Genomic DNA, 21,605 nt, shown 5'->3' on the forward strand with positions numbered 1-21,605 from the left:
AGGTGAATGGAGATGAGCGCTAAAGACCTTTTTTACAGCGCCGGGCACGAATTCAGCCGGGCTGAAGCTCGGACTTATGCTAGGGAAGATCTGATTTATAACGTAACTGAGGATTTGCTGGTTCAGATGGAGCAGTTGTCTGTCACCAAGCTGGAGCTTGCCAGGCGCTTGGGGAAGTCTCGTTCCTATGTTACACAGATGCTCAGCGGCGCTCGCAATATGACGTTGGGTTCCTTATCTGACGTTTGTTTTGCTTTGGGTATTAAGCCCGATGTTCAGCTGCCCTCTCAGCACAGTGTTGAGGTTGAATTTGATGAAGGCGGTTCCACTACGCAAGTGTGGGAAAAGGCGGATAGTCTAATGGAGGGCTTGGTTGTTCAGGTGATTGGTGAAAACATAATCGATATGCGCGACCCCGGCCAGTGGGAGAAAGTGGCCTGATGCCTACGGATCTCGAAAAGGCGCTCTCTGCCCTCACTGTGCACGAAATTCGCTTACGACGTGCCAACATTCAGTTGGTTGATGAGCTAGAGCCTGTAGAGCTGAAAAACCAATCCATGGAAGTGCAAGGCTTGCGTAGGATAGGGAAAATCAAGGAAATTTCACTCAAGGAAGGAGAAGAAGATTGGTGGGAGTACAATTTTTTTTACACTGCTGGTGTTCGGTTAGTCGATAAAGAGAAGGCTGGTGAACCGGCCGTTGAAATTCAGGCAACGTTCAATGCCCTGTATCGTTCCCGTGAAAAACTTGAGAGTGGCCCTTTAAAAAGCTTTTCTGATGAGCACGTGGGATATCATGTTTGGCCTTATTGGCGTGAATATGTGCAGTCAACATGCATGAGAATGGGGGTTGCCCCGATTCGAATTCCCCTTTACCGGGTGAGCGGTAAGGGCGATTAATTTCCTTTGTTTGCCGAGCCCTCGCTTCCTCCCCTGACCGTTACCGATGTTGAAATCTGATGTTAAAAAGACTGTTTGATACTTTCGCTGCCGCTTTCGGCTTGGTAATCCTCGCCCCGGTCATCCTGATCGTAGCTTGGCAGGTAAAACGCAAGCTCGGTTCACCCCTATTCTTCTGCCAAACTCGCCCCGGTAAAGACGGGAAGCCCTTTCAGATGGTGAAATTTCGCACCATGCTGGATGCGGTGGATGCCCAGGGTAATTCACTGCCGGATTCAGAGAGGATGACAGAGTTTGGCCATCTCCTGCGTTCAACCAGCCTGGACGAGTTGCCTGGGCTTTGGAACGTGCTGAAAGGCGAGATGAGTTTGGTTGGTCCTCGCCCGCTGTTGATGGAATACCTACCGCTGTATTCGAAAGAACAGTATCGGCGTCATGATGTTCGTCCAGGGATAACTGGTTGGGCTCAGGTAAATGGGCGCAATGCGATTTCTTGGGAGAACAAGTTCGAGCTCGATGTATGGTATGTGGATAACCGTTCGCTATGGCTGGATGTGAAGATTCTGTTCCTGACAGTAAAAAAGGTGTTGATTCGGGATGGAATTAGTGGGGAAGGTGAGGCGACTATGTCGAAGTTTACTGGAAGTAAAGAACAATCAGGAGAATAATATGGCCAAGAAGTTAATTGGAATATACGGAGCTAGTGGGTTTGGTCGCGAGGTAATGCCCGTTGCTCGCGATAATTACGCTTCTGACGATTGCGAGTTGTTTTTTATCGACGATAATCCAAATCTTAAAGAGATTAACGGAATTAGGGTCCTGACTTACTCTGAGTTTCTTGAGCAGAAAGCAGAAGAAAAGAAAGTCGTCGTTGCTATTGCCGATGGCAATATTCGCCGTAAGATTGAGGAACGCTGTTATTCCGATGGTCTGAAGCCAGCGTCAGTGAATGCCCGGAATAATATGGTGCTTGACGAGGTCCAAATTGGCTCTGCCTGTATTCTTTGCCCATTTGTAACGCTGACTTCCAATGTGATAATTGGCCAATCATTCCATGCGAATATATACAGCTACGTGGCGCACGACTGCGTGATCGGAGACTATGTTACTTTTGCGCCTGCTGTGAAGTGCAATGGCAATGTGGTGATTGAAAATAACGCTTACATTGGCACCGGGGCAATCATTAAACAGGGACAACCAAACAAGCCAATTGTAATAGGTGAGGGCGCTATTGTCGGCATGGGCGCAGTTGTAACGAAAGACGTACCGGCAGGCGTCACAGTTATTGGCAACCCCGCTCGTCCTTTATCCCGTTAGCGTTCGACCAGTTTTTAGGTATCATTATCTTATCGTTAAGGCCGCAACTATGTTGAACACTCCTTTTTCGCCTTGGCCGTCCTTCACTCAGGAAGAGGCTGACGCGGTCTCTAGGGTTCTTTTATCAAACAAGGTGAACTACTGGACCGGCCAGGAATGCCGCGAGTTTGAGAAGGAATTTGCAGTCTTTTTTGATAGCGAGTACGCCATTGCACTTGCCAACGGTACGGTTGCTCTCGATCTGATTCTTCAGGGCTTGGGTGTCGGCGCGGGTGATGAAGTGGTGGTGACGTCGCGGACATTTTTGGCCTCGGTTTCGAGCATTGTGATGGCCGGTGCCACGCCGGTGTTTGCAGACGTAGATTTGGATTCTCAGAACGTGACGGCTGAAACAATTGCGGTTGTGATCACACCAAAAACCCGGGCGATTATTTGTGTTCACTTGGCAGGTTGGCCGTGTGACATGGACCCAATTATGGAACTGGCCAAGCGGCACGACCTTTTCGTTATCGAAGATTGCGCTCAGGCCCATGGTGCTCGATACAAAGGCCGCTCTGTTGGTTCAATTGGGCACGCAGGCGCATGGTCATTTTGTCAGGATAAGATTATGACGACTGGCGGTGAGGGCGGTGTTGTAACCTGTAACGACCGTGATTTGTGGTCGCGTATGTGGTCGTTCAAGGACCATGGAAAAAGTTGGAGTGCGATCTACGAGCGCGAGCATCCGCCGGGATTTCGGTGGTTGCACGAGAGTTTCGGCACCAACTGGCGTATGACAGAAATGCAGGGTGTACTTGGCCGCATTCAGCTGACCCGCATGGATGATTGGCGCAGTGCTCGACAAGCAAATGCTCAGGCCATTTGGGACACTGCGAGTAGCTTACGGGGTTTACGCGTACCGCAAGTTCCGGATGACTTGGAGCACGCCGCCTATAAGTGCTACGTGTTTGTGGAACCAGAGAAGTTAGCCGATGGCTGGAATCGCGATCGTATTTTGGGTGCTATTGTAGAAGCAGGTGTGCCGTGTTTTTCCGGTTCGTGCTCGGAGGTTTATCTTGAAAAGGCTTTTGATAACACCGGTTGGCGCCCAGACGTGCCTTTACCCGTTGCCCACGAGCTTGGTGAAACTAGCTTAATGGTTTTGGTGCATCCGACGCTGACCAAGGCAGAAATCGAGAAGACCTGCCGGGTATTAGCAGCAGTCATGGAGCAAGCTGTGAGTGAAAATGTTTAATTCGTTCCTGCAACTTTCTCGCTTTAAAAAGCGCGTAATCTCCCTGTTTGTGGATTTTGTCGCGCTTTCTTTTGCGCTCTGGGCGTCTTTTGCGTTGCGCCTGGACGTGGCCTTGTGGGAACCAAACAGAGCTCAGTTGCTGATTTCTCTGCTTACCGTGGTGTTTACGCTGGGTGTGTTCGTTCGGCTTGGTTTGTATCGTGCCGTTATTCGATACATGAGTGACCGGGCTTTCATAACCATCATCACCGGCGTTTCTGCCTCGACGTTGCTGTTAGTGTTACTGAGCTACGGCCTGAACGTATTTGTTCCCCGTTCTGTTCCGCTGATCTACGCTGCGCTGGCGTTTATTTTTGTGGGTGGGAGCCGTATGAGCATGCGTATGCTGGTGCAGTACTCTTCCGGGCGTGATAAAGAGCGGGTGGCCATTGTGGGTGCAGGTAAAACGGCTGTGCAGCTGGCTAAGGCGCTGCAGCAGGGGGAGGAATTTCACCCGGTATTGTTTATCAGCCTGTTACCAGCCAATCACAGAGCCCTGATTGTTGGTTTGCCGGTGGTTGCGTTGAGTCACCTGGAAGAGGCGGTGCGTAGCCATAGGGTTAAACGCATATTGTTGGCGGTTGACGCGGGTATGGATGTAAATCGTCGTGAGTTGCTGACGCAACTGGAAAAATTGAATTTGCCGGTACAAACCGTTCCGTCGTTCAGCGAAGTAATCGCCGGCCAGGCGCGCATTAACGACATTCGGGATCTGGAAATTGAAGACTTGCTGGGACGCGATCCGGTGCGACCAGTCAACGCCCAGGTGGCCTCGTCGCTGTTCGATCGTTCGGTGATGGTGACCGGCGCCGGTGGCTCGATTGGTTCGGAATTGTGCCGGCAGATTATTCGCCACCAGCCGAAATGCCTGGTGCTGTTCGAACAGTCAGAATTTGCTTTGTACGCCATTGAGCGCGAGCTTCAGCAGATCAACGCTGCGGAAGGTTTGAGTGTGTGTGTTCATCCGCTGTTGGGCAGTGTGGTGCATCGCCGGCGCTGTGAATCGGTAATGCGCTCATTTGGGGTGCAAACGGTGTACCACGCTGCGGCGTATAAGCATGTGCCGTTGGTTGAGCACAATGTGATTGAGGGCGTGCAGAACAATGTGTTTGGCACATTGCACGCGGCCGAGGCAGCGGTTGCAGCGGGCGTTGAGTTGTTTGTGCTGATTTCTACCGATAAAGCGGTAAGGCCCACCAATGTGATGGGCGCCAGTAAGCGTATGGCGGAGCTGGTGCTGCAGGGGCTGGCCCAGCGCCAGAGCGACACGGTTTTCTCTATGGTGCGTTTTGGTAATGTGCTGGGCTCATCGGGGTCTGTGGTGCCTTTGTTCCGGGATCAGATCAGCAGCGGTGGCCCGGTGACGGTCACCCATCCGGACATTATTCGCTATTTCATGACCATTCCCGAAGCCGGGCAACTGGTACTTCAGGCCGGTAGTATGGGGCAGGGTGGCGAGGTGTTTGTGCTGGATATGGGCGAGCCGGTGAAAATTGCCGATTTGGCTCGCAAGATGATGCACTTGATGGGCCGCCGAGAACGAACCGCCGAGCAGCCAGATGGCGAGATTGAACTGGTGTTCAGTGGTTTGCGTCCTGGTGAGAAACTATTCGAAGAACTGTTGATTGGTGATGATCCGCAAGGCACGGCACACCCGCGCATTATGATGGCCCGCGAAGTGTGTATGACCTGGCCGGAGGTGGCGGATACGGTGAAACAGCTGCAATACGCCAGCCAGGCGTTTGATTGTGAGAGCGCGCTGTCTATTCTTAAAGCGGCACCGACGGGTTTTGCGCCCAATGGGGGTGTTGGGGATTTGGTGTGGAATTTGAACCCGCGGCCGTTGGTGGCCGGGACCGGGACAGCCGGTAAAGCCGGGACAGATTTGAAATCTGTCCCGAGGGCGGGAAAGGAGAAACTTGGACAGCTGATAAAGCCGGGACAGATTTGAAATCTGTCCCGAAGGTGGGAAAGGAGAAACTGGGACAGATTTGAAATCTGCCCCGGAGACAAAGGCTATAACATGCTACTCTGTTCAAATAATGAACAGCCGGAGGCTGCACTATGTACGCTATAGAATTTGAAGCTGATATTCGAAACGGCACAGTAAAGCTACCGGAGAAGTATCGCCTGTTGGACAGCGCTCACGTCAGAGTGGTACTCACGGTAAACGATGAACGCCTTATGGGTGAGCCCGAGGTAGAGCTGGATTTCAGTAACACAGAGATTAAAGCCTTCTCGGGAAGAGATGCGCTAGAACTTCAAAGGACAATGAGAGATAAGTGGTAAGTACCTGCTAGACACCAACGCACTCATTTATCCCATTGACCGCAAACTCAAGTTGCCCAAAGGGCAATATGTACTGTTAACGGACGATGAAAAGCTCCGAAATCGTCATTTTAGCGAGGCGATCGGGTTACATGCGTTGACTGAAATGCGGACAGATTTATAAATCTGCTCCTGTCTTTTGAGCAACAAGGAGGTTGTTATGATCAATATTTCCCCCTTGATCATATTCGGTCGCCAACGTTGATGGTAGCTGCTAGTATCTGCTTTATATTCGTTTTTCGGCCATATTGGCGAAAATCTCTTTTTAGGATGGCTGGCAATGCTGGTTGACTTTACTGTTAAAAACTTTCGATCAATTCGCGACGAGCAAACGTTAAGTTTTTTTGCGCAAAAGCAGACAGATCACTTTGCTTCGTCTATTCACTACCCAAGTTCCAAAAAAGTGGGAATTCTTGCTTCAGCCGGAATTTACGGAGCAAACGCTTCAGGCAAGACCACTGTGTTAATGGCTCTTAAAGTGTTTCTGGAATTTCTGAGTCAAAGCCACACGCTTTCCGAGGGCGATGCGATCGAGGCCTACCAGCCGTTTCGACTCTCGACTCTCCGCAAAGCTCAACCCAGTTTATTTGCTGTGGAATTTGTGGTTGAAAAAGTGCGCTACGTTTACGAGATTGAACTTGATGCGCTGCGCGTTGTTTCTGAACGGCTGGATTTTTACTCCCAAGGCACCACTCGCGAGGTGCGATCTAAGCTTTTTGAACGCACAAAAGGCTCAACGTGGGAAGAGATCACTTTCGGCACCTATTTTAAAGGCGGTGCTCGAAAAATTCCGGTTTTTGACAACCAGGCCTATCTCTCTAAAGCAGGCAATAGTCCCGACGCCCCGGAACTGATCCGTAAGGTTTATCAGTTTTTCAAGCGCTCTGTGTTTTTTGTAATTCCGGGGTCAGATAGTCGGCCCATCAAACCCATCCGACCCACATGGCGTAAAAACGAGCAGATTGTTAAGCAAGTTGCAGATTTTTTGTCTGCTGTAGATACCGGCATAAGCCGGGTTCTAATTAAAAAGCAATCGAGAGATGATTTGCTAGAGCGTTTTCCAAAAAATCTACCAGAAGCAATTAAGAACAGGATTCTAGAAGATTTCTCACTGGAGCCTTATTTTGAGCATCAGACTGAAGACGGCGGTCAGGAGTTGTTTTCAGAATCTGATGAGTCTCATGGAACGCGAGCGCTTTTCAACGTTTTGCCCCTGTTGCTACAAGTGTTTAAGAACGGAAGTGTATTGGTTTGGGATGAACTTGAAGCAAGTTTACACCCTCATGTTTCGGAGTTGGTGGTTAGTTTGTTTAATAACCCAAAGGTAAACCGTCAGCATGCTCAGCTGTTATTTACAACGCATAATCTGGACTTAATGGACTCCTCAAAAATGCGGAAAGACCAGTTGTGGTTAGCCGATAAGAAAGACGGCGCGACCGAGTTGGTTTCTCTGGACGAGTTCGACTCTGGTTTGAAATCAACCAGCCCCTTTGCAAAATGGTACGACGAAGGCCGGCTTGGTGGGTTGCCCGCGATAGATGCCACTAAGGTGATCGAGTTATTTGAGTCTGTTGGGAATACGGAGTAAGGGATGCCTAGACAACGCGGGAGATCTGTCAGGCAGGTCAAGTCGAGGGTGTATATTTTTTGCGAAGGGAAAAAAACAGAGCCTAACTATATTCGGGCGTACATAAAAATGTTTTATCCGGCCTGCGCACGGTTGAAAGATGCAGAAAAGCCAGTAACCCTTCAGGATACCGTTAAGAATACGCCAAAACAGTTGGTAAATGAGGCTGTTACGTTTTCGAAGTCACTGGATTTCAAGAAAGATCAGGTGTGGGTAATGTACGACCGTGAGTCACCGGCCAAATACACCGATGATAATCACGGGCAAGCCTGGTTGAATGCCAAAAGAAATGGCGTACATGTAGCACTTTCTAATGTTTGTTTCGAGTATTGGCTACTGCTTCATCTTACAGAAACCAGCCAACCAGCAAATAGTTTTGATGATTTGATCGGCACGGTGGCATTCAAATCTGCTTTTCGAGAAATCGGGTTTAGTAACTACCAAAAGGGCGAAGCCCGAGTGGCTGAAGAGTTGATAACTAAGGACCGGGTTGAAAATGCGAAGAGCCGAGCTCGACGTATCAATAAACAAGCGCAGGCAGGTTGTCCTGCACCTGACATTGAGCTGCCTTACCGGTTGAACCCGTATACAAATGTTTACGAGGTTTTGGATGCAATTGATAAAGTGGCGGGCTAACCAAGTGTATGAACCCGGGACAGATTTATAAATTTGCTCCTGTCTTTTGAGCAACAAGGACGTTGTTATGATCAACATCTCTCACCACGGCGCCGTTTCTGGCGTTACCGGCTCCTGCCACGAGCTAAGCATTATTCTCCCTGACCGATCGCATCCTTCCGCCGGTATTCTGATTGATTGTGGCCTGTTTCAGGGCGCAGACGCCGCTGGGAAATCGTCGGTTGCAGACCTTTCTATTGATTTTCCCATTGATCACATCCACGCGCTGGTGGTTACCCATGTGCACATTGATCACGTTGGCCGCATACCTTATTTGCTGGCGGCAGGGTTTGACGGGCCGATTATTTGCACTGAGCCTTCCGCCATTATGCTGCCTGAGATTCTGGAAGACGCTCTGAAAATTGGTTTCACGCGAGATAGGGCGCTGATTGAGAGGGTGCTGGGATTAATTCGCGAGCGGTTGGTGCCGGTGCCTTATGGGCAGTGGCATTCGGTGTTTTCGGCAGACAGTGAAACCGATGGTTCACTGGACATTCGTTTTCAGCCGGCAGGGCACATTCTGGGTTCGGCTTATGTAGAGTGTGACGTTACTGCGGCGGGGCAAGCGGGCGAACGCATCGTGTTCAGTGGTGATTTAGGAGCTGCCCACGCGCCGTTGCTGACGGCACCGGTGTCACCAGAACGTGCTGATCGGCTGGTGATCGAAAGCACTTATGGCGATAAGGATCACGAAGACCGCACTACACGACGCTTGCGGTTAAAGCAGGTGTTGCAAAGCGCCCTGGCTGACGGTGGTACCGTGATTGTGCCGGCGTTCAGTATTGGCCGAACTCAGGATTTACTGTACGAAATTGAAAGTCTGATTCATGAGTTTAGCGCTGAGCCGGTGGCGCCGGGTGTGGAGTGGCAGAATCTGGAGATTGTGGTGGATTCGCCCTTGGCGGCAGAGTTCACCCGTATTTATCGCCAGTTAAAACCCATGTGGGACGCGGAAGCCCAGGACGTGCTGAGCCAGGGGCGACACCCGTTGGGTTTTGAACAGCTTACGCTGATTAACAGTCATGCGAGTCATCTTGAGGCGGTGGAGTACCTGGCCAGTTTCAAGCGCCCGGCGGTGGTGTTGGCGGGTTCTGGCATGTGCGCGGGTGGCCGGGTGGTGAACTACTTGAAAGCGATGCTGGGCGACGCCCGTAATGATGTGTTGTTTGTGGGCTATCAGGCCGCAGGTACACCAGGGCGGGATATTCTGAATTACGGCAGTAACGCGGGTGTGCGAACTCCGGATCAGGCTGGTTGGGTGGAGCTTGATGATAAACGTTACCCCATTTGCGCACGTATTCATCAGGTAGGCGGTTATTCTGCCCACGCGGGGCAAAGTGACTTGTTGAATTTTGTGTTGGGTATTCCCGATGCGCCCCGGGAAATTCGGCTGGTGCACGGTGATGAGGGTGCTAAGGCGGCGTTGAAAGTTGTGTTTGAGCAAGCGCTGAAGGCGAAGCCGGAATCGAGAGTGGTGATTGCTGAGTAATACATTACTTGCCCGCAGGTACAAAATATTGTACTTTTAGATTGTGGTATTAAAAAAAACAGGAAGTCTATGCTCAAGGATGTTGCATGGGTCGGGTGTGAGCCAGAGCGACAAGGATTTGATTGTTGCACGTTACCGCGAAGCTAAAGAGGGGTTGTCATGACAATTGAAATCACAAAAGGCTCAGTGTTTGATGCCATTGAAGAAGACGCGGCTGCAGCGGAAGTGCTGAAGGTTAAGGCGGCGCTAATGGACTGCATTCGTAATTACATTGCCTCGAATGGTTTAACGCAGCGGCAAGCAGCAGATTTGATGGGAGTGCAGCGTTCAAGAATCGGTGATGTCGCGCGCGGACATGTCAGCGTGTTTTCAATTGATGCCTTGGTTTCCATGGCTGCACGGGTAAATCTGCATCCAGTGAAAATCGCTGCTTAAGGCCTTGGAGCACCGAAGCCTTCTGCATGCACCGAAATGGATGATCAGATGATTGCAGAGATTGCTGGTTTGACGGTTGATGAAGTTAGTCGGTTAAGGTCAGAGGTCAAGCACTGACCGAAATTCAGTGTGAATTACAAACATGACAAGGGCAGCCTATTGGCTGCCCTTGCTGTATCTATGTAGAGGTAACCACGACGCATCAACGTATCATGACGCATGCTCGTTCTTTCTGATTTTTGATTTTCATGGACAGGCACTCCCCCTTTCCGTTCAGCGAAGTGATTGCCGGCCAGGCGCGCATTAATGACATTCGCGATCTGGAGACACCATCAAGCAACTGCGATACGCCAGCCAGACCTTTGATTGCGAGAGCGCGCTGTCTATTCTTAAAGCGGCACCGACGGGTTTTGCGCCTAATGGGGGACATGGGGGATTTGGTGTGGAATTTGAATCCGCGGCCGTTGGCTGCCGATAAAGCCGGTAAAGCCGGTAAAGCCGGGACAGATTTCAAATCTGTCCCGAAGGCGGGAAAGGAGAAACTGGGACAGATTTCAAATCTGTCCCGAGGGCGGAAACTGAAGTAAAGCGGGGACAGACTTTAAGTCTGTCCCCAGGGAATAAGGTCCTGAACGGCTAGTCGTCCAGTTCAAACTGCAAAGCAACCTCGAAGTCTTGTCCGCCGTAAAAAAATGCTCAAGATGGAAATATGCTCGGCAGTAACCGTTCATTCCAAGACGTCCTGCCACCCCGGTGAATTTCTTTCTACAGTAACCTTACATTTCCCAGCACGAGGTTATCCCCATGAGAAAATACCGTCCCCAGGAGCAATGGCAGGCCTTAGTTGATCAACAACGTGACAGCGGTTTGTCGGCCACGCAATTTTGCAAGCAGGAGGACATCGGCTATGCACCGAGCCCACCGACATGCGCAAATCGTTCCGGGGTCTAAGCACGCTGGAGCCAGACCCCGAGAAGCAATTGAAGTATATTGACTTCATCGACATCTACTCAGCCTTGGATGATAATGAAATGGAACAATATAAAGCGCAATACCCGCAGGAGAGCAACACCATGGCCACCTTGAGTGAGCGGTTACGAGCGGAAGGCATGCAAAAGGGCATGCAACAAGGTATGCAACAAGGTATGCAACAAGGCGTTGAACAGGGCATGCAGCAAGGCGTGCAGCAAGGCATGGAACAGGGCATGCAGCAAGGCGAAGCCGCCGCTTTGAAAAAGTTAATCAGCCTGAAATTCGGTGAACTTCCCCACTGGGCCGAAGAGCAAATTCAATCTGCTGGGCTTCCAGAGCTTGAGGTCTGGCTGGAAGCTATATTGACCTCGGATACGTTGGATTCATTACTGAATCGGCATTAATCCACGGAAGGAGAAGGCTTGTATGTATTCAGAGCGCTTTGGGCGGGACGTTAAAATTACTCGCCACGCGATGCAGAGAATGCGCACTCGATGTATAACGGATCTTGAGCTGGCGGTATTGGTTGAGGAAGGGCAAACTCGTTACAAGGATGAGCATAGATTATGGGTTGCCCATGGTTTCGAGGAGCGGCTTGATAATATGTTGTGCGCGCCAGTAGTTCTTGAAGAAAAATTGTTGGTAGTTAAAACAGTAATGCACCATTTTTCATGGGAGGGCTGAGAACAATGCGCACCATCTATGATGAAGCCGATGATATCCTCACAATCCATCTAAGCAACAAGCAGATTGAGAAAGAGATTTCACAGGATTGGTACACCCACGTAAGTTATGCAGCCGATGGTTCCATCGTTGAGGTTGTAGTGCTTGACGCACAGAAAAATGGTGCGTGGCCTTTGGTAAAAACTCATGCTGCCTGAAAATATTGTCTGGCATCACCAAAAAGTGACACGGGCGGACCGGGCCTTACCCAAAATCAAAGTCCTTGCCTTTTGTGGTTCACGGGCCTGAGTGGCTTATGACAGTCTTTGGTAAAGGTACTGGCGATAGAGTGCCCGGGAAAGAATAGCCGTTAGGATTTCGTTCTCACCATGTACATTATTTCCAAGTTTGCCATAGCTTTAATGTCCCCTCTGGGTTCGGCGGGCTGTTGGCGTTGGCTCTGGGTTTGGCTGGAAGGCACCGTTTGGCTATGTTGTTGGGTGTATTGTCCCTTGCCTGGCTATGGGCATGGGCTTTCGATTTCACGGCAGACATTCTGGCGCGGCGCGGCATTAACCGCATTCTGCTGGTTACCTCTGCCTTGCATATGCCCCGCTCACTGGCGCTATTTGAAGCGCAGGGGCTGGAAGTGATTCCGGCCGCCACCGATCACGAAGTAACGCCGCTGCCTGGCTGGCGCAAGTGGCTGCCAGATACAGGGGCGCTGGATGGGAGTAGGCGGGCAATCAAGGAGATTGTGGGGCGTTTGGTTGGGCGGTAGGGATCGATGAAAGCGGGAATGACAAGATTCGCTGGTTGTCGGTGTAGTTGTAGGTCGGATTAGCCGCAGGCGTAATCCGACACCCCGCCCCCGGTCCGTTCGGACTTTTGAAAGCCCCTTACCTCAATTTCCTCGCCTGTTCGCAGAACCCGTCAAGAATGGGCTGACTGATTTGACTTCATCGACATCTACTCAGCCCTGGATGATAATGAAATGGAACAATATAAAGCGCAATACCCGCAGGAGAGCAACACCATGGCCACGTTAAGTGAGCGGTTACGAGCGGAAGGCATGCAAAAGGGCATGCAACAAGGTATGCAACAAGGCATGCAACAAGGCATGCAGCAAGGCGTGCAGCAAGGCATGGAACAAGGCATGCAGCAAGGTGAAGCCGCCGCTTTGAAAAAGCTGATCAATCTAAAATTTGGTGAGCTTCCCCACTGGGCCGAAGAGCAAATTCAATTTGCCGGCGTTCCAGAGCTTGAGGCTTGGCTGGAAGCTATATTGACCTCTGATACCTTGGAGTCATTACTAAATAGGCATTAACGAAGGGGCTTAGCCCCTCTTGTTTGCTGAAATTCCAGCCACTGGCGACGGAATGAAACGGTCAAAGCGTGGTTCGCAGTGTAAATTCCTGAACACATAATCGACAAAAAGCCGATTATGTGTGTAAAATCTACAAATGAATCTGATCAAACGCCTTTCGAAGTTCGGTAATGTTCCGTTTAGCCGGGGGGCAATGCTGTCCATACTGGGGGAGTACCGTCGCCCCAATGACAAAATCGCCCAGCTGATGGATCAGGGCGTTTTGCTGCCGCTGAAAAAAGGGCTGTATGTCTTGGGTGAGGATTACCGCCCCGGTTCCGTGAGTTTGCCGTTAATGGCCAATCTTCTGTATGGCCCTTCCTATGTATCTGCTGATTCTGCTTTGGCCTGGCATGGTCTGATTCCGGAGGGCGTCTTCGGAGTCACTTCGATTACATCACGGCGTTCGAAAAATTACGATACACCCTTTGGTCGCTTTGCGTACCTGCACGTGCCGCAGGAGGTCTTTCGTATTGGCATACAAATGGAGGCCGCTGACGATGGCACAGCATTCCTTATGGCCGGGCCAGAGAAAGCCCTGTGCGATAAAATACTGGTGACTCGCAACCTGCGGTTAGGCTCTCTTCAGGCTTTGGCCAGCTTTCTGGAAGAGGATCTACGGGTGGATATCGATATGCTGCTGGGCTGGAACCTGGCAATCGTCGATCAATACAAGTCTTGCGGTCATAAAGTAGCGATCCTGACCCTCCTGCGGAAATTTCTGGAAGATATAAATGTCGGTCGTTGAACAGATGCTTGCTCGCTATCCCGGCCGGGATGATCACTCCCAAAGCCTTGCTCTGCGGGAAATTATGCAGGAGCTGGCTCTGGCGGGATTAAACCGGGGAGGGTTCTTTGAAAAAGCTGCTTTTTACGGTGGCACCTGCCTGCGAATATTTTACGGGTTGCCCCGGTTTTCCGAAGACCTGGACTTTTCTTTATTGCACTCTGCCCCGGAATTTTCTCTGGAACCTTATTTTGAAGCCATTCGCGCGGAATTCGCAGCCTTTGGTTTTGATGTCGATATTACGGCGAAGAAGAAGCGCCGACCCTCAGATATCGAGTCAGCGTTTCTGAAAAAAACGTCCAGCCTTTACGACTTGAAAATTTCAGGCAACAAAACCGTCAAAATCAAGTTTGAGGTGGATACCGACCCGCCGTTGCGCTTCGGTACCGAAGAGCGCCTTTTGCTGCAGCCCTATTCTTTCTATGTGAAATGTTTTGCGTTACCCGATTTGTTCGCAGGCAAGGTACACGCATTACTATTCCGCCGGTGGCAAAATCGCGTTAAAGGGAGGGATTGGTTTGATTTTGAATGGTATATCCGGCAAGGCTATCCGCTGAACCTTACCCACTTTCTCGAACGAGCCAGGCAAAGTGGCGATCTGAGCGTCGAAGATATCGCGCCAGCCGATTTTCTGGAGTTACTGCGAGTAAAAATTGAGAATCTGGATGTTAAATCTGCCAAATCAGATGTTATCCGTTTTGTCCCGGACCCATCGGTTCTGGATATATGGTCCGTTGATTACTTTCGACAACTGAGCGAGCACATTCGTTTTACCTGAGGGATCTGGCGAGAGCTTTGTAGATGAAGAGCACCTTGCGCGAGTGTCAGAGTAGGCCCGGGGCCTACTCCAAATCTGAAAATCTTCATTTTTAAATTGTGAACTGATATGAATGTGTATGATGTGTTTAACGGCGATGCCGATGGTATCTGCGCCCTGATTCAGCTGCGCTTGGCGGAGCCCGCCGAGGCCACGCTGATTACCGGGGTTAAGCGTGATATTGCCCTTGCCCGTCAGCTTCCAACCACAGAGCCGGTGAATGCGACTATTCTGGATATCAGCCTGGATAAGAACCGAGAGGCTGTCGATGCGCTGTTGGCGGCTGGCAGCACCATATTCTATGTGGATCATCATTTCCCCGGCGAGGCAGGGTTGTCTGCAGAGCAGACGGAATCCCTTAAAATGCTTGGTGTGTGCATCAACTACAACGGTTACGGTGACACAGTTGAAGATCTGCACTTCCACCCGGCAGATCTTTACCGTGAGTTTGTAAAATTTGCGGATCCGCTGGAACTGATTGCCTCCCAGCCGCCGGCCTGGCAGAAACTGCGAAGCGGCTATGAAGCCGATATGGCCAGTGGCCTGGCTGCGCCGGTGCTCGCTGAGAATGATAGTTCTTTGGTGGTAAAACTCCCGTACGAACCCTGGGCCCGCCGCGTTAGCGGCGTGCTGGGCAACGAGCTGGCCAATCGTAACCCGGATAAGGCCTGTGGCATTGTGACGGAGACGGCCGATGGCAGCTATCTGGTTAGTATTCGTGCCCCGCTGAATAACCGCACCGGTGCCGATGAGGTAGCTCGTGAGTTTCCCACGGGGGGCGGGCGAAAGGCTGCGGCCGGGATCAATGAATTGCCAGCGAATCAGCTGGAAGCATTTTTAGGCGCAATGGCGCGTTTTTGGAATTAGCCCCTCCCCCCCTCTCCCTAGCCCTCTCCCGCAAGGGGAGAGGGGATAGAGACTCTCTTACTTTGGGGGGGAGAGGGGATGTATATTTTAAATGTTGTTTTATGGGCAAATATTATGGCGTTAACACCCCCCAAGAAAACCCACCTCAAACAGCTTGAGGCGGAGTCTATCCACATCATTCGCGAAGTGGCGGCCGAGTTTGATAACCCGGTAATGCTGTATTCGGTTGGCAAAGATTCAGCCGTCATGCTGCACCTGGCCATGAAGGCCTTTGCGCCGGGCAAGCCTCCGTTCCCGCTGATGCATGTGGATACCACCTGGAAGTTCCGGGAGATGATTACCTTTCGGGACAAGATGGCGAAAAAGGTGGGCATGAAGCTGATTGTGCACACCAACCAGGAAGGCGTAGCGCAGGGTGTCGGGCCGTTTACCCATGGCAGCGCTAAGCACACGGATGTAATGAAAACTCAGGGGCTCAAGCAGGCGTTGGAGAAGTACGGCTTTGATGCCGCTTTCGGCGGTGCTCGCCGTGATGAAGAAAAGTCCCGTGCCAAGGAACGCGTCTACTCGTTCCGGGACAAGTTTCATCGGTGGGACCCGAAAAGCCAGCGCCCCGAACTTTGGAACTTGTATAACGGCAAGGTCAACAAAGGCGAGAGCATTCGGGTATTCCCCTTGTCTAACTGGACTGAGCTGGATATCTGGCAATACATCTACCTCGAAAATATCGATATCGTGCCTCTATATTTGGCCGCTGAACGCCCGGTGGTAGAACGGGATGGCACGTTGATTATGGTAGACGATGAAAGGATGCCTCTGGAGCCTGGTGAAACCCCAGAGATGAAGATGGTCCGGTTCCGTACGCTGGGCTGCTACCCACTGACCGGCGCTGTAGAATCTGATGCGACCACCCTGCCGGAGATTATTCAGGAAATGCTTCTGACCAAAACATCGGAACGCCAGGGTCGCGTCATTGACCACGACTCTGCCGCCTCCATGGAGCAGAAAAAACGCGAAGGGTACTTCTGAGGAATTGTTATGTCACACGCATCCGAATTGATTGAATCCGATATCCTCGCGTACCTGGATCAACACGAAAACAAAGACCTGCTGCGCTTTTTAACCTGCGGCAGTGTGGATGATGGCAAGTCGACGTTGATTGGTCGCCTGTTGTTCGATTCCAAGCTGATTTTTGAAGATCACCTTGCGTCACTTCATAAAGACAATGAACGCCAGGGCAATGCCGGTGAGGCACTGGATCTGGCGTTGCTGGTGGATGGTCTTGCGTCAGAGCGCGAGCAAGGCATTACCATCGATGTGGCTTATCGCTACTTTTCCACTGACAAGCGCAAGTTCATCATTGCCGACTGCCCGGGCCACGAGCAGTACACCCGTAACATGGCGACCGGCGCTTCCACGTGTGATCTCGCCATCGTTATGATTGATGCCCGCAAGGGAGTACTTACCCAATCCCGCCGGCACAGCTTTATTGTCAGCTTGCTGGGCCTGAAACACATCGTTGTCGCCATCAACAAGATGGATCTGGTGGATTACTCCGAGGACGTGTTCCATAAAATCCGCGCCGAGTACGAGAAACTCGCGGCACAGCTGGGCCTGAAGGATGTGTATTACGTGCCCATCTCTGCCCTGAACGGAGATAACGTGGTTAACCGGAGCGAAAGCATGCCCTGGTACCACGGCGAGACGCTGATGAACATTCTGGAGCAGGTAGAACTGCGGGAAGACCAGAACGTCACGGACTTCCGCTTCCCCGTGCAGTATGTGAATCGCCCTAACCTCGATTTCCGTGGCTACTGCGGCACCGTGGCCAGTGGTGTGGTGCATAAAGGTGACACATTAGCCGTATTGCCCTCGGGCATGAGTTCCCGGGTAAAGGGGATTCATACCTATGAAGGCGAGATTGAGCTTGCCTGGCCGGGCGATGCGGTAACCATCACCCTGGAAGATGAAGTCGATATTTCCCGGGGTGATTTGCTAGTGCATGCCGGTCAGGAACCTACCATGGGCGAGCGCTTCGCCGCCCACTTGGTATGGATGAATGAGAAACCGCTGGTGCCCGGTCGCGAATACGGCATTAAAATGGGCACCAAAGTGACCAGCTGCTTTGTGAATGAGGTGCTGGAAGAAGTCGACGTAAACACGCTTGAGCGCCATAAGCACATTGCCGGCGGGCTGGAGCTGAACGCGATCGGCTTGTGTGACCTGCAGTTGACTGAGCCGGTGGTGATGGAGAACTACCAGAGCCATCCTGGTACCGGCGCTTTCATCCTGATTGACCGGCTTACCAATGTAACCGTGGCAGCCGGTATGGTGGAGCGTGCGTTGGATGGCTCGGGTGATTTGCCAACGCGGGAGTACACTGAGGCAGAGCGCAACCTCAACCGGTTTATCCGCGAAAACTACCCCGAGTGGGCCTGTAAATCTGTTTAGTTCCTGAATCCAGGTTCCAAAGGAGTTCTGTTTTGGCAGACGATATTGTTTGGCACGATCACAAAGTTGTCCGTTCTCAGCGCGCTGAGAACAAGAACCAGAAGCCTTGCCTGCTCTGGTTTACGGGGCTGAGCGGCTCCGGCAAGTCAACCGTTGCCAATGCGCTGGACGTGGCATTGCATAACCGTGGCTATCACACGTTTCTGCTGGATGGTGACAACGTTCGCCACGGTTTGTGCAAAGATTTGGCCTTTTCAGACCACGACCGGGAAGAAAACATTCGCCGGGTGGGTGAGGTGTGTAAACTGTTTGCAGATGCTGGCCTGATTGTCATGAGTGCGTTTATCTCGCCCTTCACCAGTGACCGTCGCCTGGTTCGAAAGTTGTTTCCTGCAGGTGAGTTTATTGAGGTGTTTATGAATACACCTATCGAGACCTGCGAATCCCGTGATCCAAAGGGGCTGTATCAAAAAGCACGTTCTGGTCAAATTAAAGACTTTACCGGTATCGATTCCCCCTACGAACTCCCTCCCCATCCGGAGCTGTGCCTGGACACATCCCGCATGTCAGTCATTGATTGCGTGGAAGGTCTTATCGCCTACCTGCTTGAGCGGGAAATGATAGCCCGCAAGGATTAACTCCATGGAGTGGCAAGGCATCGTTACCCTGATAACACTGTTTTCGGTGTTGTCGGCGCTCTCGCTTACTCGTGTTTCCGCCGATCTGGTTCTGATGGCGGCTTTGGCATTTCTGTTGATTACAGGAATTCTGGGGCCGGCTGAGGCGCTGGCAGGCTTCGGAAATCCCGGAGTGATTACGATTGCCACTTTGTATGTGGTGGCCGCCGGGCTTAAAGAAACGGGCGCTGTGCAGTGGATTGCGCGCTTGTTGCTGGGCCACCCCAAAACGGAAAAAGGGGCACAGCTGCGGATGATCGTGCCCACGGGTATTCTCAGTGGTTTTATGAATAACACCGCAGTGGTGGCAATGTTCATTCCCGCAATTCAGGCTTGGGCGCAGCGCTTAGGTATCCCCGCTTCCAAGCTACTGCTACCTCTGAGCTATGCGGCCATTCTTGGTGGTACCTGCACATTGATTGGTACAAGTACCAACCTGGTAGTCGATGGCATGTTGCAGAGCAGCCTTGGTATTCATCTGGGGTTGTTTGAGTTGGCCTGGGTTGGGGTTCCACTGCTTCTTGTGGGGGGCACGTTTTTAGTTCTGTTTGCTTCCCGGATTCTTCCGGACCGGGGTGGTGTCACGGAAGAGCTTGATCTTGTGCGGGAGTACGGCGTTGAGGTTGAAGTGGTAGGTCCCGGGCCACTGGTCGGCAAGACCATCTCAGAAGCCGGTTTGCGCGCTCTTAGCTACGGCTATCTTACTGAAATTGATCGTGGTGGGCGTCTTATAACCGCTGTAGAGCCAGATCGGGTGCTGCAGTCGGGAGATCGCCTTTATTTTGTGGGCGCTCCGGAATGCGCCAGTGAGTTGCGTCGGATTCAAGGCCTGAAACCGGCCAATGGCGATGTCCACAAGCTGGATGTGGCTAATCATCAGCGGTGCCTCGTAGAAGTTGTGTTAGGGCCTGAGTTCCCGGGTTTGAGCAAAACCATTCGCGACAGTCAGTTTCGTACCCGTTTCAGTGCTGTGATTCTGTCCCTGTCCCGTGACGGTAAGCGGGTACCGGGCAAACTGGGCGATATCACCTTTCGAATGGGCGATACGCTTTTGCTTGAGGCGAGTCATCAGTTTGTGGAGCATTACCGGTTCCGTAGGGATTTCTTGCTGGTTAGTGCGCTCAACGACTCAACGCCGCCGGATTTTCGTAAAGCACCCAGAGCGCTGGGAATACTCGCATTGATGGTGTTGGTCAGTGCATCTGGTTTATTACAGATTATGGAGGCTGCATTTTTGGCCGCTGGTGCGATGATTTTTTCAGGTTGCATCACCGCCAGCCGTGCTCGACGCAGTGTGGATCTGCCAGTGCTAGTGGTTATTGCGGCGTCGTTTGCGCTGGGCAATGCAATGACAGTCACCGGGGCTGCCGCATGGGTTGCGGGTGGTCTTCTCGGATTCGGTGGGTTAACTCCCTGGGTTGCTCTGGTGCTGATTTATGTTCTGACAGCCGTTTTTACCGAGATGATCACCAACAACGCTGCAGCAGTCTTGATGTTCCCCATAGCTTTGGCAGTTTCACAGCAACTTGGTGTTAACTTTCTACCTTACGCTGTGGCAGTAATGTTTGCGGCTTCCGCCTCTTTTATTACGCCACTCGGTTATCAAACCAATCTTATGGTGTACGGCCCGGGAAGGTATCGTTTTGGGGACTATGTTCGGATTGGCCTTCCGCTTAGCCTGTTGGCTGGAACTGTGGTTCTGTGCCTGGTGCCGTTAGTCTGGAAGTTTTAATAGCCATCGGTACATTGCGTCAAAAAACACGATAATCTAATACTACTTTTTAATTCAACAGGGATGCCGAGTAACTAATGCTAAATACTCCCTTTTCTTCATGGCCTTCTTATACGGAAGAAGAGGCTAGCGCCGTGACGGATGTTTTGTTATCTAACAAGGTGAACTACTGGACTGGTCAGGAGTGCCGGGAGTTTGAAAAGGAATTTGCTGCCTTTTCTGATAGCGAGTACGCCATTGCGCTTGCCAACGGTACGGTTGCTCTAGATCTGATTCTTCAGGGCTTGGGCGTCGGCGCGGGTGATGAAGTAGTGGTGACGTCGCGGACATTTTTGGCGTCGGTTTCGAGCATTGTGATGGCCGGCGCCACGCCGGTGTTTGCGGACGTAGATTCGGATTCTCAGAACGTGAAGGCTGAAACAATCGCCGCTGTGATCACACTAAAAACTCGGGCGATTATTTGTGTTCACTTGGCAGGTTGGCCCTGCGATATGGATCCGATTATGGATCTGGCCGGGAAGCACGATCTGCTTGTGATTGAAGATTGCGCCCAGGCCCATGGTGCTCGATATAAGGGCCACTCTGTAGGTTCTATCGGCCACGCTGGTGCCTGGTCGTTCTGCCAGGACAAGATCATGACTACCGGTGGCGAAAAAGCTAAATATATTTCCGGTGCAGAGCGCGTTCGTACCGGGAATGGTGCAAGACCCTAGTGCTTTCTCGCATCGGACTCAGCTCAGTAAAGGATTATATGGACGCAGATAACCCAGCTGACACTTGCAAGGCTTACCATAATGGTAAATAATCGGGTGAACGTAACTGCCTATGAGGTTAAACCGCCAGGGGAGGGAGAGCCCCGGAAAATTCCAGGTGGGCCTTTGTATGAGCATCACAGGGTTTTGGAGATTCTGCGCAAAGGCGAGGAATCTACGCGGGCATGGACGCGTAAGTGCAAAAGTGATCTTCAGAAATACGCTCTGGACGGAGATGATGCGGTAGTACTTTTAATTGAGGCGCTTCAGCATGGTCGTTATCAGAGTTCGGAATGGTGTGAACAGCGCTCTAAAGGGCCTTGGGCGGCTTGTGATTCCTACACACTAACTAAAAAGGAATGGATCCGTTATGCACACAAAGAACTTCAAATCGAGTACTACATTAAATTTGCGATCGCTAAAACCGGCACTGTAATACTGTTAGTCTCTTGCCACTTGTCGGAAGATCGAGGTTAAT

Annotated in this window: 25 protein-coding genes and 1 pseudogene; all 26 read left to right on the forward strand. The window is 51.4% G+C overall.

Annotated features, from left to right (window positions below):
• Window positions 1-12 precede the first annotated feature (12 nt).
• Window positions 13-441, forward strand: coding sequence for a helix-turn-helix domain-containing protein (locus CPH80_RS00160; RefSeq protein ID WP_096275081.1), 429 nt, complete (start codon window positions 13-15; stop codon window positions 439-441).
• Window positions 441-899, forward strand: coding sequence for a hypothetical protein (locus tag CPH80_RS00165; RefSeq protein WP_096275082.1), 459 nt, complete (start codon window positions 441-443; stop codon window positions 897-899). The genes CPH80_RS00160 and CPH80_RS00165 overlap by 1 nt, the downstream gene beginning before the upstream one ends.
• A 59-nt stretch (window positions 900-958) precedes the next feature.
• Window positions 959-1,567 carry a sugar transferase gene (locus tag CPH80_RS00170; RefSeq protein WP_096275083.1) on the forward strand — a complete coding sequence of 203 codons (609 nt, stop codon included), beginning with the start codon at window positions 959-961 and terminating at the stop codon, window positions 1,565-1,567.
• Between the two features lies 1 nt (window position 1,568).
• Entirely contained in the window at window positions 1,569-2,216 is a 648-nt protein-coding gene (locus tag CPH80_RS00175; RefSeq protein ID WP_096275084.1) for an acetyltransferase, read from the forward strand.
• A gap of 49 nt (window positions 2,217-2,265) precedes the next feature.
• On the forward strand, window positions 2,266-3,450 hold the full coding sequence (locus tag CPH80_RS00180; RefSeq protein WP_096275085.1) for a DegT/DnrJ/EryC1/StrS family aminotransferase: 1,185 nt from the start codon (window positions 2,266-2,268) through the stop codon (window positions 3,448-3,450).
• Window positions 3,443-5,440 (forward strand): nucleoside-diphosphate sugar epimerase/dehydratase, encoded by a 1,998-nt coding sequence (locus tag CPH80_RS00185; protein ID WP_096275086.1) that lies wholly within the window; start codon window positions 3,443-3,445, stop codon window positions 5,438-5,440. Before CPH80_RS00180 ends, CPH80_RS00185 begins: the two co-directional genes overlap by 8 nt.
• A gap of 113 nt (window positions 5,441-5,553) precedes the next feature.
• Window positions 5,554-5,778, forward strand: coding sequence for a hypothetical protein (locus CPH80_RS00190; protein ID WP_096275087.1), 225 nt, complete (start codon window positions 5,554-5,556; stop codon window positions 5,776-5,778).
• Window positions 5,779-6,097: 319 nt separating this feature from the next.
• Window positions 6,098-7,405: an AAA family ATPase gene (locus tag CPH80_RS00195; RefSeq protein ID WP_096275088.1), complete on the forward strand. Its 1,308-nt coding sequence runs from the start codon at window positions 6,098-6,100 to the stop codon at window positions 7,403-7,405.
• Between the two features lie 3 nt (window positions 7,406-7,408).
• Window positions 7,409-8,080 carry an RloB family protein gene (locus tag CPH80_RS00200; protein ID WP_096275089.1) on the forward strand — a complete coding sequence of 224 codons (672 nt, stop codon included), beginning with the start codon at window positions 7,409-7,411 and terminating at the stop codon, window positions 8,078-8,080.
• A gap of 67 nt (window positions 8,081-8,147) precedes the next feature.
• Window positions 8,148-9,608 carry an MBL fold metallo-hydrolase RNA specificity domain-containing protein gene (locus CPH80_RS00205; RefSeq protein WP_096275090.1) on the forward strand — a complete coding sequence of 487 codons (1,461 nt, stop codon included), beginning with the start codon at window positions 8,148-8,150 and terminating at the stop codon, window positions 9,606-9,608.
• Window positions 9,609-9,767: 159 nt separating this feature from the next.
• Entirely contained in the window at window positions 9,768-10,043 is a 276-nt protein-coding gene (locus tag CPH80_RS00210; protein ID WP_096275091.1) for a helix-turn-helix domain-containing protein, read from the forward strand.
• Between the two features lie 804 nt (window positions 10,044-10,847).
• A complete protein-coding gene (gene tnpA, locus CPH80_RS23220) occupies window positions 10,848-10,994 on the forward strand; it encodes an IS66 family insertion sequence element accessory protein TnpA (RefSeq protein ID WP_413772251.1) in 147 nt (48 codons plus the stop codon).
• Between the two features lie 29 nt (window positions 10,995-11,023).
• Window positions 11,024-11,419, forward strand: coding sequence for a DUF4351 domain-containing protein (locus CPH80_RS00220; RefSeq protein ID WP_096281271.1), 396 nt, complete (start codon window positions 11,024-11,026; stop codon window positions 11,417-11,419).
• Between the two features lie 22 nt (window positions 11,420-11,441).
• The gene (locus tag CPH80_RS00225) at window positions 11,442-11,699 is read left to right on the forward strand and encodes a DUF4258 domain-containing protein (RefSeq protein ID WP_143752946.1); all 258 of its coding nucleotides are present in this window, start codon (window positions 11,442-11,444) and stop codon (window positions 11,697-11,699) included.
• Between the two features lie 5 nt (window positions 11,700-11,704).
• Window positions 11,705-11,896, forward strand: a complete 192-nt coding sequence (locus tag CPH80_RS00230) for a DUF2283 domain-containing protein (protein ID WP_096275092.1) — start codon at window positions 11,705-11,707, stop codon at window positions 11,894-11,896.
• A 272-nt stretch (window positions 11,897-12,168) separates the two neighbouring features.
• Entirely contained in the window at window positions 12,169-12,459 is a 291-nt protein-coding gene (locus tag CPH80_RS00235) for a YdcF family protein (RefSeq protein ID WP_096275093.1), read from the forward strand.
• Window positions 12,460-12,672: 213 nt separating this feature from the next.
• Window positions 12,673-13,005, forward strand: a complete 333-nt coding sequence (locus CPH80_RS00240; RefSeq protein ID WP_096275094.1) for a DUF4351 domain-containing protein — start codon at window positions 12,673-12,675, stop codon at window positions 13,003-13,005.
• Between the two features lie 136 nt (window positions 13,006-13,141).
• A complete protein-coding gene (locus tag CPH80_RS00245) occupies window positions 13,142-13,792 on the forward strand; it encodes a type IV toxin-antitoxin system AbiEi family antitoxin domain-containing protein (protein ID WP_143752947.1) in 651 nt (216 codons plus the stop codon).
• Window positions 13,779-14,609 carry a nucleotidyl transferase AbiEii/AbiGii toxin family protein gene (locus CPH80_RS00250; RefSeq protein ID WP_096275096.1) on the forward strand — a complete coding sequence of 277 codons (831 nt, stop codon included), beginning with the start codon at window positions 13,779-13,781 and terminating at the stop codon, window positions 14,607-14,609. Before CPH80_RS00245 ends, CPH80_RS00250 begins: the two co-directional genes overlap by 14 nt.
• A 108-nt stretch (window positions 14,610-14,717) precedes the next feature.
• A complete protein-coding gene (locus tag CPH80_RS00255; protein WP_096275097.1) occupies window positions 14,718-15,515 on the forward strand; it encodes a DHH family phosphoesterase in 798 nt (265 codons plus the stop codon).
• A 114-nt stretch (window positions 15,516-15,629) separates the two neighbouring features.
• Complete coding sequence (gene cysD / locus CPH80_RS00260; protein WP_096281275.1) at window positions 15,630-16,544, forward strand: sulfate adenylyltransferase subunit CysD; 915 nt, start codon at window positions 15,630-15,632, stop codon at window positions 16,542-16,544.
• A 9-nt stretch (window positions 16,545-16,553) separates the two neighbouring features.
• A complete protein-coding gene (cysN, locus tag CPH80_RS00265) occupies window positions 16,554-17,966 on the forward strand; it encodes a sulfate adenylyltransferase subunit CysN (RefSeq protein ID WP_096275098.1) in 1,413 nt (470 codons plus the stop codon).
• 32 nt (window positions 17,967-17,998) lie between these two features.
• Entirely contained in the window at window positions 17,999-18,604 is a 606-nt protein-coding gene (cysC, locus tag CPH80_RS00270) for an adenylyl-sulfate kinase (protein ID WP_096275099.1), read from the forward strand.
• Window positions 18,605-18,608: 4 nt separating this feature from the next.
• Window positions 18,609-20,375: an SLC13 family permease gene (locus CPH80_RS00275; RefSeq protein ID WP_096275100.1), complete on the forward strand. Its 1,767-nt coding sequence runs from the start codon at window positions 18,609-18,611 to the stop codon at window positions 20,373-20,375.
• A 77-nt stretch (window positions 20,376-20,452) separates the two neighbouring features.
• Window positions 20,453-21,028: pseudogene (locus tag CPH80_RS00280) on the forward strand (DegT/DnrJ/EryC1/StrS family aminotransferase); the annotation flags it as partial.
• A gap of 141 nt (window positions 21,029-21,169) precedes the next feature.
• Window positions 21,170-21,604 (forward strand): hypothetical protein, encoded by a 435-nt coding sequence (locus CPH80_RS00285; protein ID WP_096275101.1) that lies wholly within the window; start codon window positions 21,170-21,172, stop codon window positions 21,602-21,604.
• Window position 21,605: the final 1 nt, after the last annotated feature.

The sequence above is a fragment of the Marinobacter sp. LV10R510-11A genome, from assembly GCF_900215155.1.
Classification (GTDB): Bacteria; Pseudomonadota; Gammaproteobacteria; order Pseudomonadales; family Oleiphilaceae; genus Marinobacter.

Bases quoted from the DNA above. Each gene is read 5' to 3' on its own strand.
- CPH80_RS00175 (WP_096275084.1), top strand. From the start codon at position 1,569: ATGGCCAAGAAGTTAATTGGAATATACGGAGCTAGTGGGTTTGGTCGC.
- tnpA (WP_413772251.1), top strand. From the start codon at position 10,848: ATGAGAAAATACCGTCCCCAGGAGCAATGGCAGGCCTTAGTTGATCAA.
- CPH80_RS00225 (WP_143752946.1), top strand. From the start codon at position 11,442: ATGTATTCAGAGCGCTTTGGGCGGGACGTTAAAATTACTCGCCACGCG.
- CPH80_RS00165 (WP_096275082.1), top strand. From the start codon at position 441: ATGCCTACGGATCTCGAAAAGGCGCTCTCTGCCCTCACTGTGCACGAA.
- CPH80_RS00190 (WP_096275087.1), top strand. From the start codon at position 5,554: ATGTACGCTATAGAATTTGAAGCTGATATTCGAAACGGCACAGTAAAG.
- CPH80_RS00170 (WP_096275083.1), top strand. From the start codon at position 959: ATGTTAAAAAGACTGTTTGATACTTTCGCTGCCGCTTTCGGCTTGGTA.
- CPH80_RS00255 (WP_096275097.1), top strand. From the start codon at position 14,718: ATGAATGTGTATGATGTGTTTAACGGCGATGCCGATGGTATCTGCGCC.
- cysN (WP_096275098.1), top strand. From the start codon at position 16,554: ATGTCACACGCATCCGAATTGATTGAATCCGATATCCTCGCGTACCTG.
- cysD (WP_096281275.1), top strand. From the start codon at position 15,630: ATGGCGTTAACACCCCCCAAGAAAACCCACCTCAAACAGCTTGAGGCG.
- CPH80_RS00210 (WP_096275091.1), top strand. From the start codon at position 9,768: ATGACAATTGAAATCACAAAAGGCTCAGTGTTTGATGCCATTGAAGAA.
- CPH80_RS00160 (WP_096275081.1), top strand. From the start codon at position 13: ATGAGCGCTAAAGACCTTTTTTACAGCGCCGGGCACGAATTCAGCCGG.
- CPH80_RS00250 (WP_096275096.1), top strand. From the start codon at position 13,779: ATGTCGGTCGTTGAACAGATGCTTGCTCGCTATCCCGGCCGGGATGAT.
- CPH80_RS00185 (WP_096275086.1), top strand. From the start codon at position 3,443: ATGTTTAATTCGTTCCTGCAACTTTCTCGCTTTAAAAAGCGCGTAATC.
- CPH80_RS00235 (WP_096275093.1), top strand. From the start codon at position 12,169: ATGTTGTTGGGTGTATTGTCCCTTGCCTGGCTATGGGCATGGGCTTTC.
- CPH80_RS00275 (WP_096275100.1), top strand. From the start codon at position 18,609: ATGGAGTGGCAAGGCATCGTTACCCTGATAACACTGTTTTCGGTGTTG.
- CPH80_RS00200 (WP_096275089.1), top strand. From the start codon at position 7,409: ATGCCTAGACAACGCGGGAGATCTGTCAGGCAGGTCAAGTCGAGGGTG.
- CPH80_RS00230 (WP_096275092.1), top strand. From the start codon at position 11,705: ATGCGCACCATCTATGATGAAGCCGATGATATCCTCACAATCCATCTA.
- CPH80_RS00285 (WP_096275101.1), top strand. From the start codon at position 21,170: ATGGTAAATAATCGGGTGAACGTAACTGCCTATGAGGTTAAACCGCCA.
- CPH80_RS00245 (WP_143752947.1), top strand. From the start codon at position 13,142: ATGAATCTGATCAAACGCCTTTCGAAGTTCGGTAATGTTCCGTTTAGC.
- CPH80_RS00205 (WP_096275090.1), top strand. From the start codon at position 8,148: ATGATCAACATCTCTCACCACGGCGCCGTTTCTGGCGTTACCGGCTCC.
- CPH80_RS00240 (WP_096275094.1), top strand. From the start codon at position 12,673: ATGGAACAATATAAAGCGCAATACCCGCAGGAGAGCAACACCATGGCC.
- CPH80_RS00180 (WP_096275085.1), top strand. From the start codon at position 2,266: ATGTTGAACACTCCTTTTTCGCCTTGGCCGTCCTTCACTCAGGAAGAG.
- CPH80_RS00195 (WP_096275088.1), top strand. From the start codon at position 6,098: ATGCTGGTTGACTTTACTGTTAAAAACTTTCGATCAATTCGCGACGAG.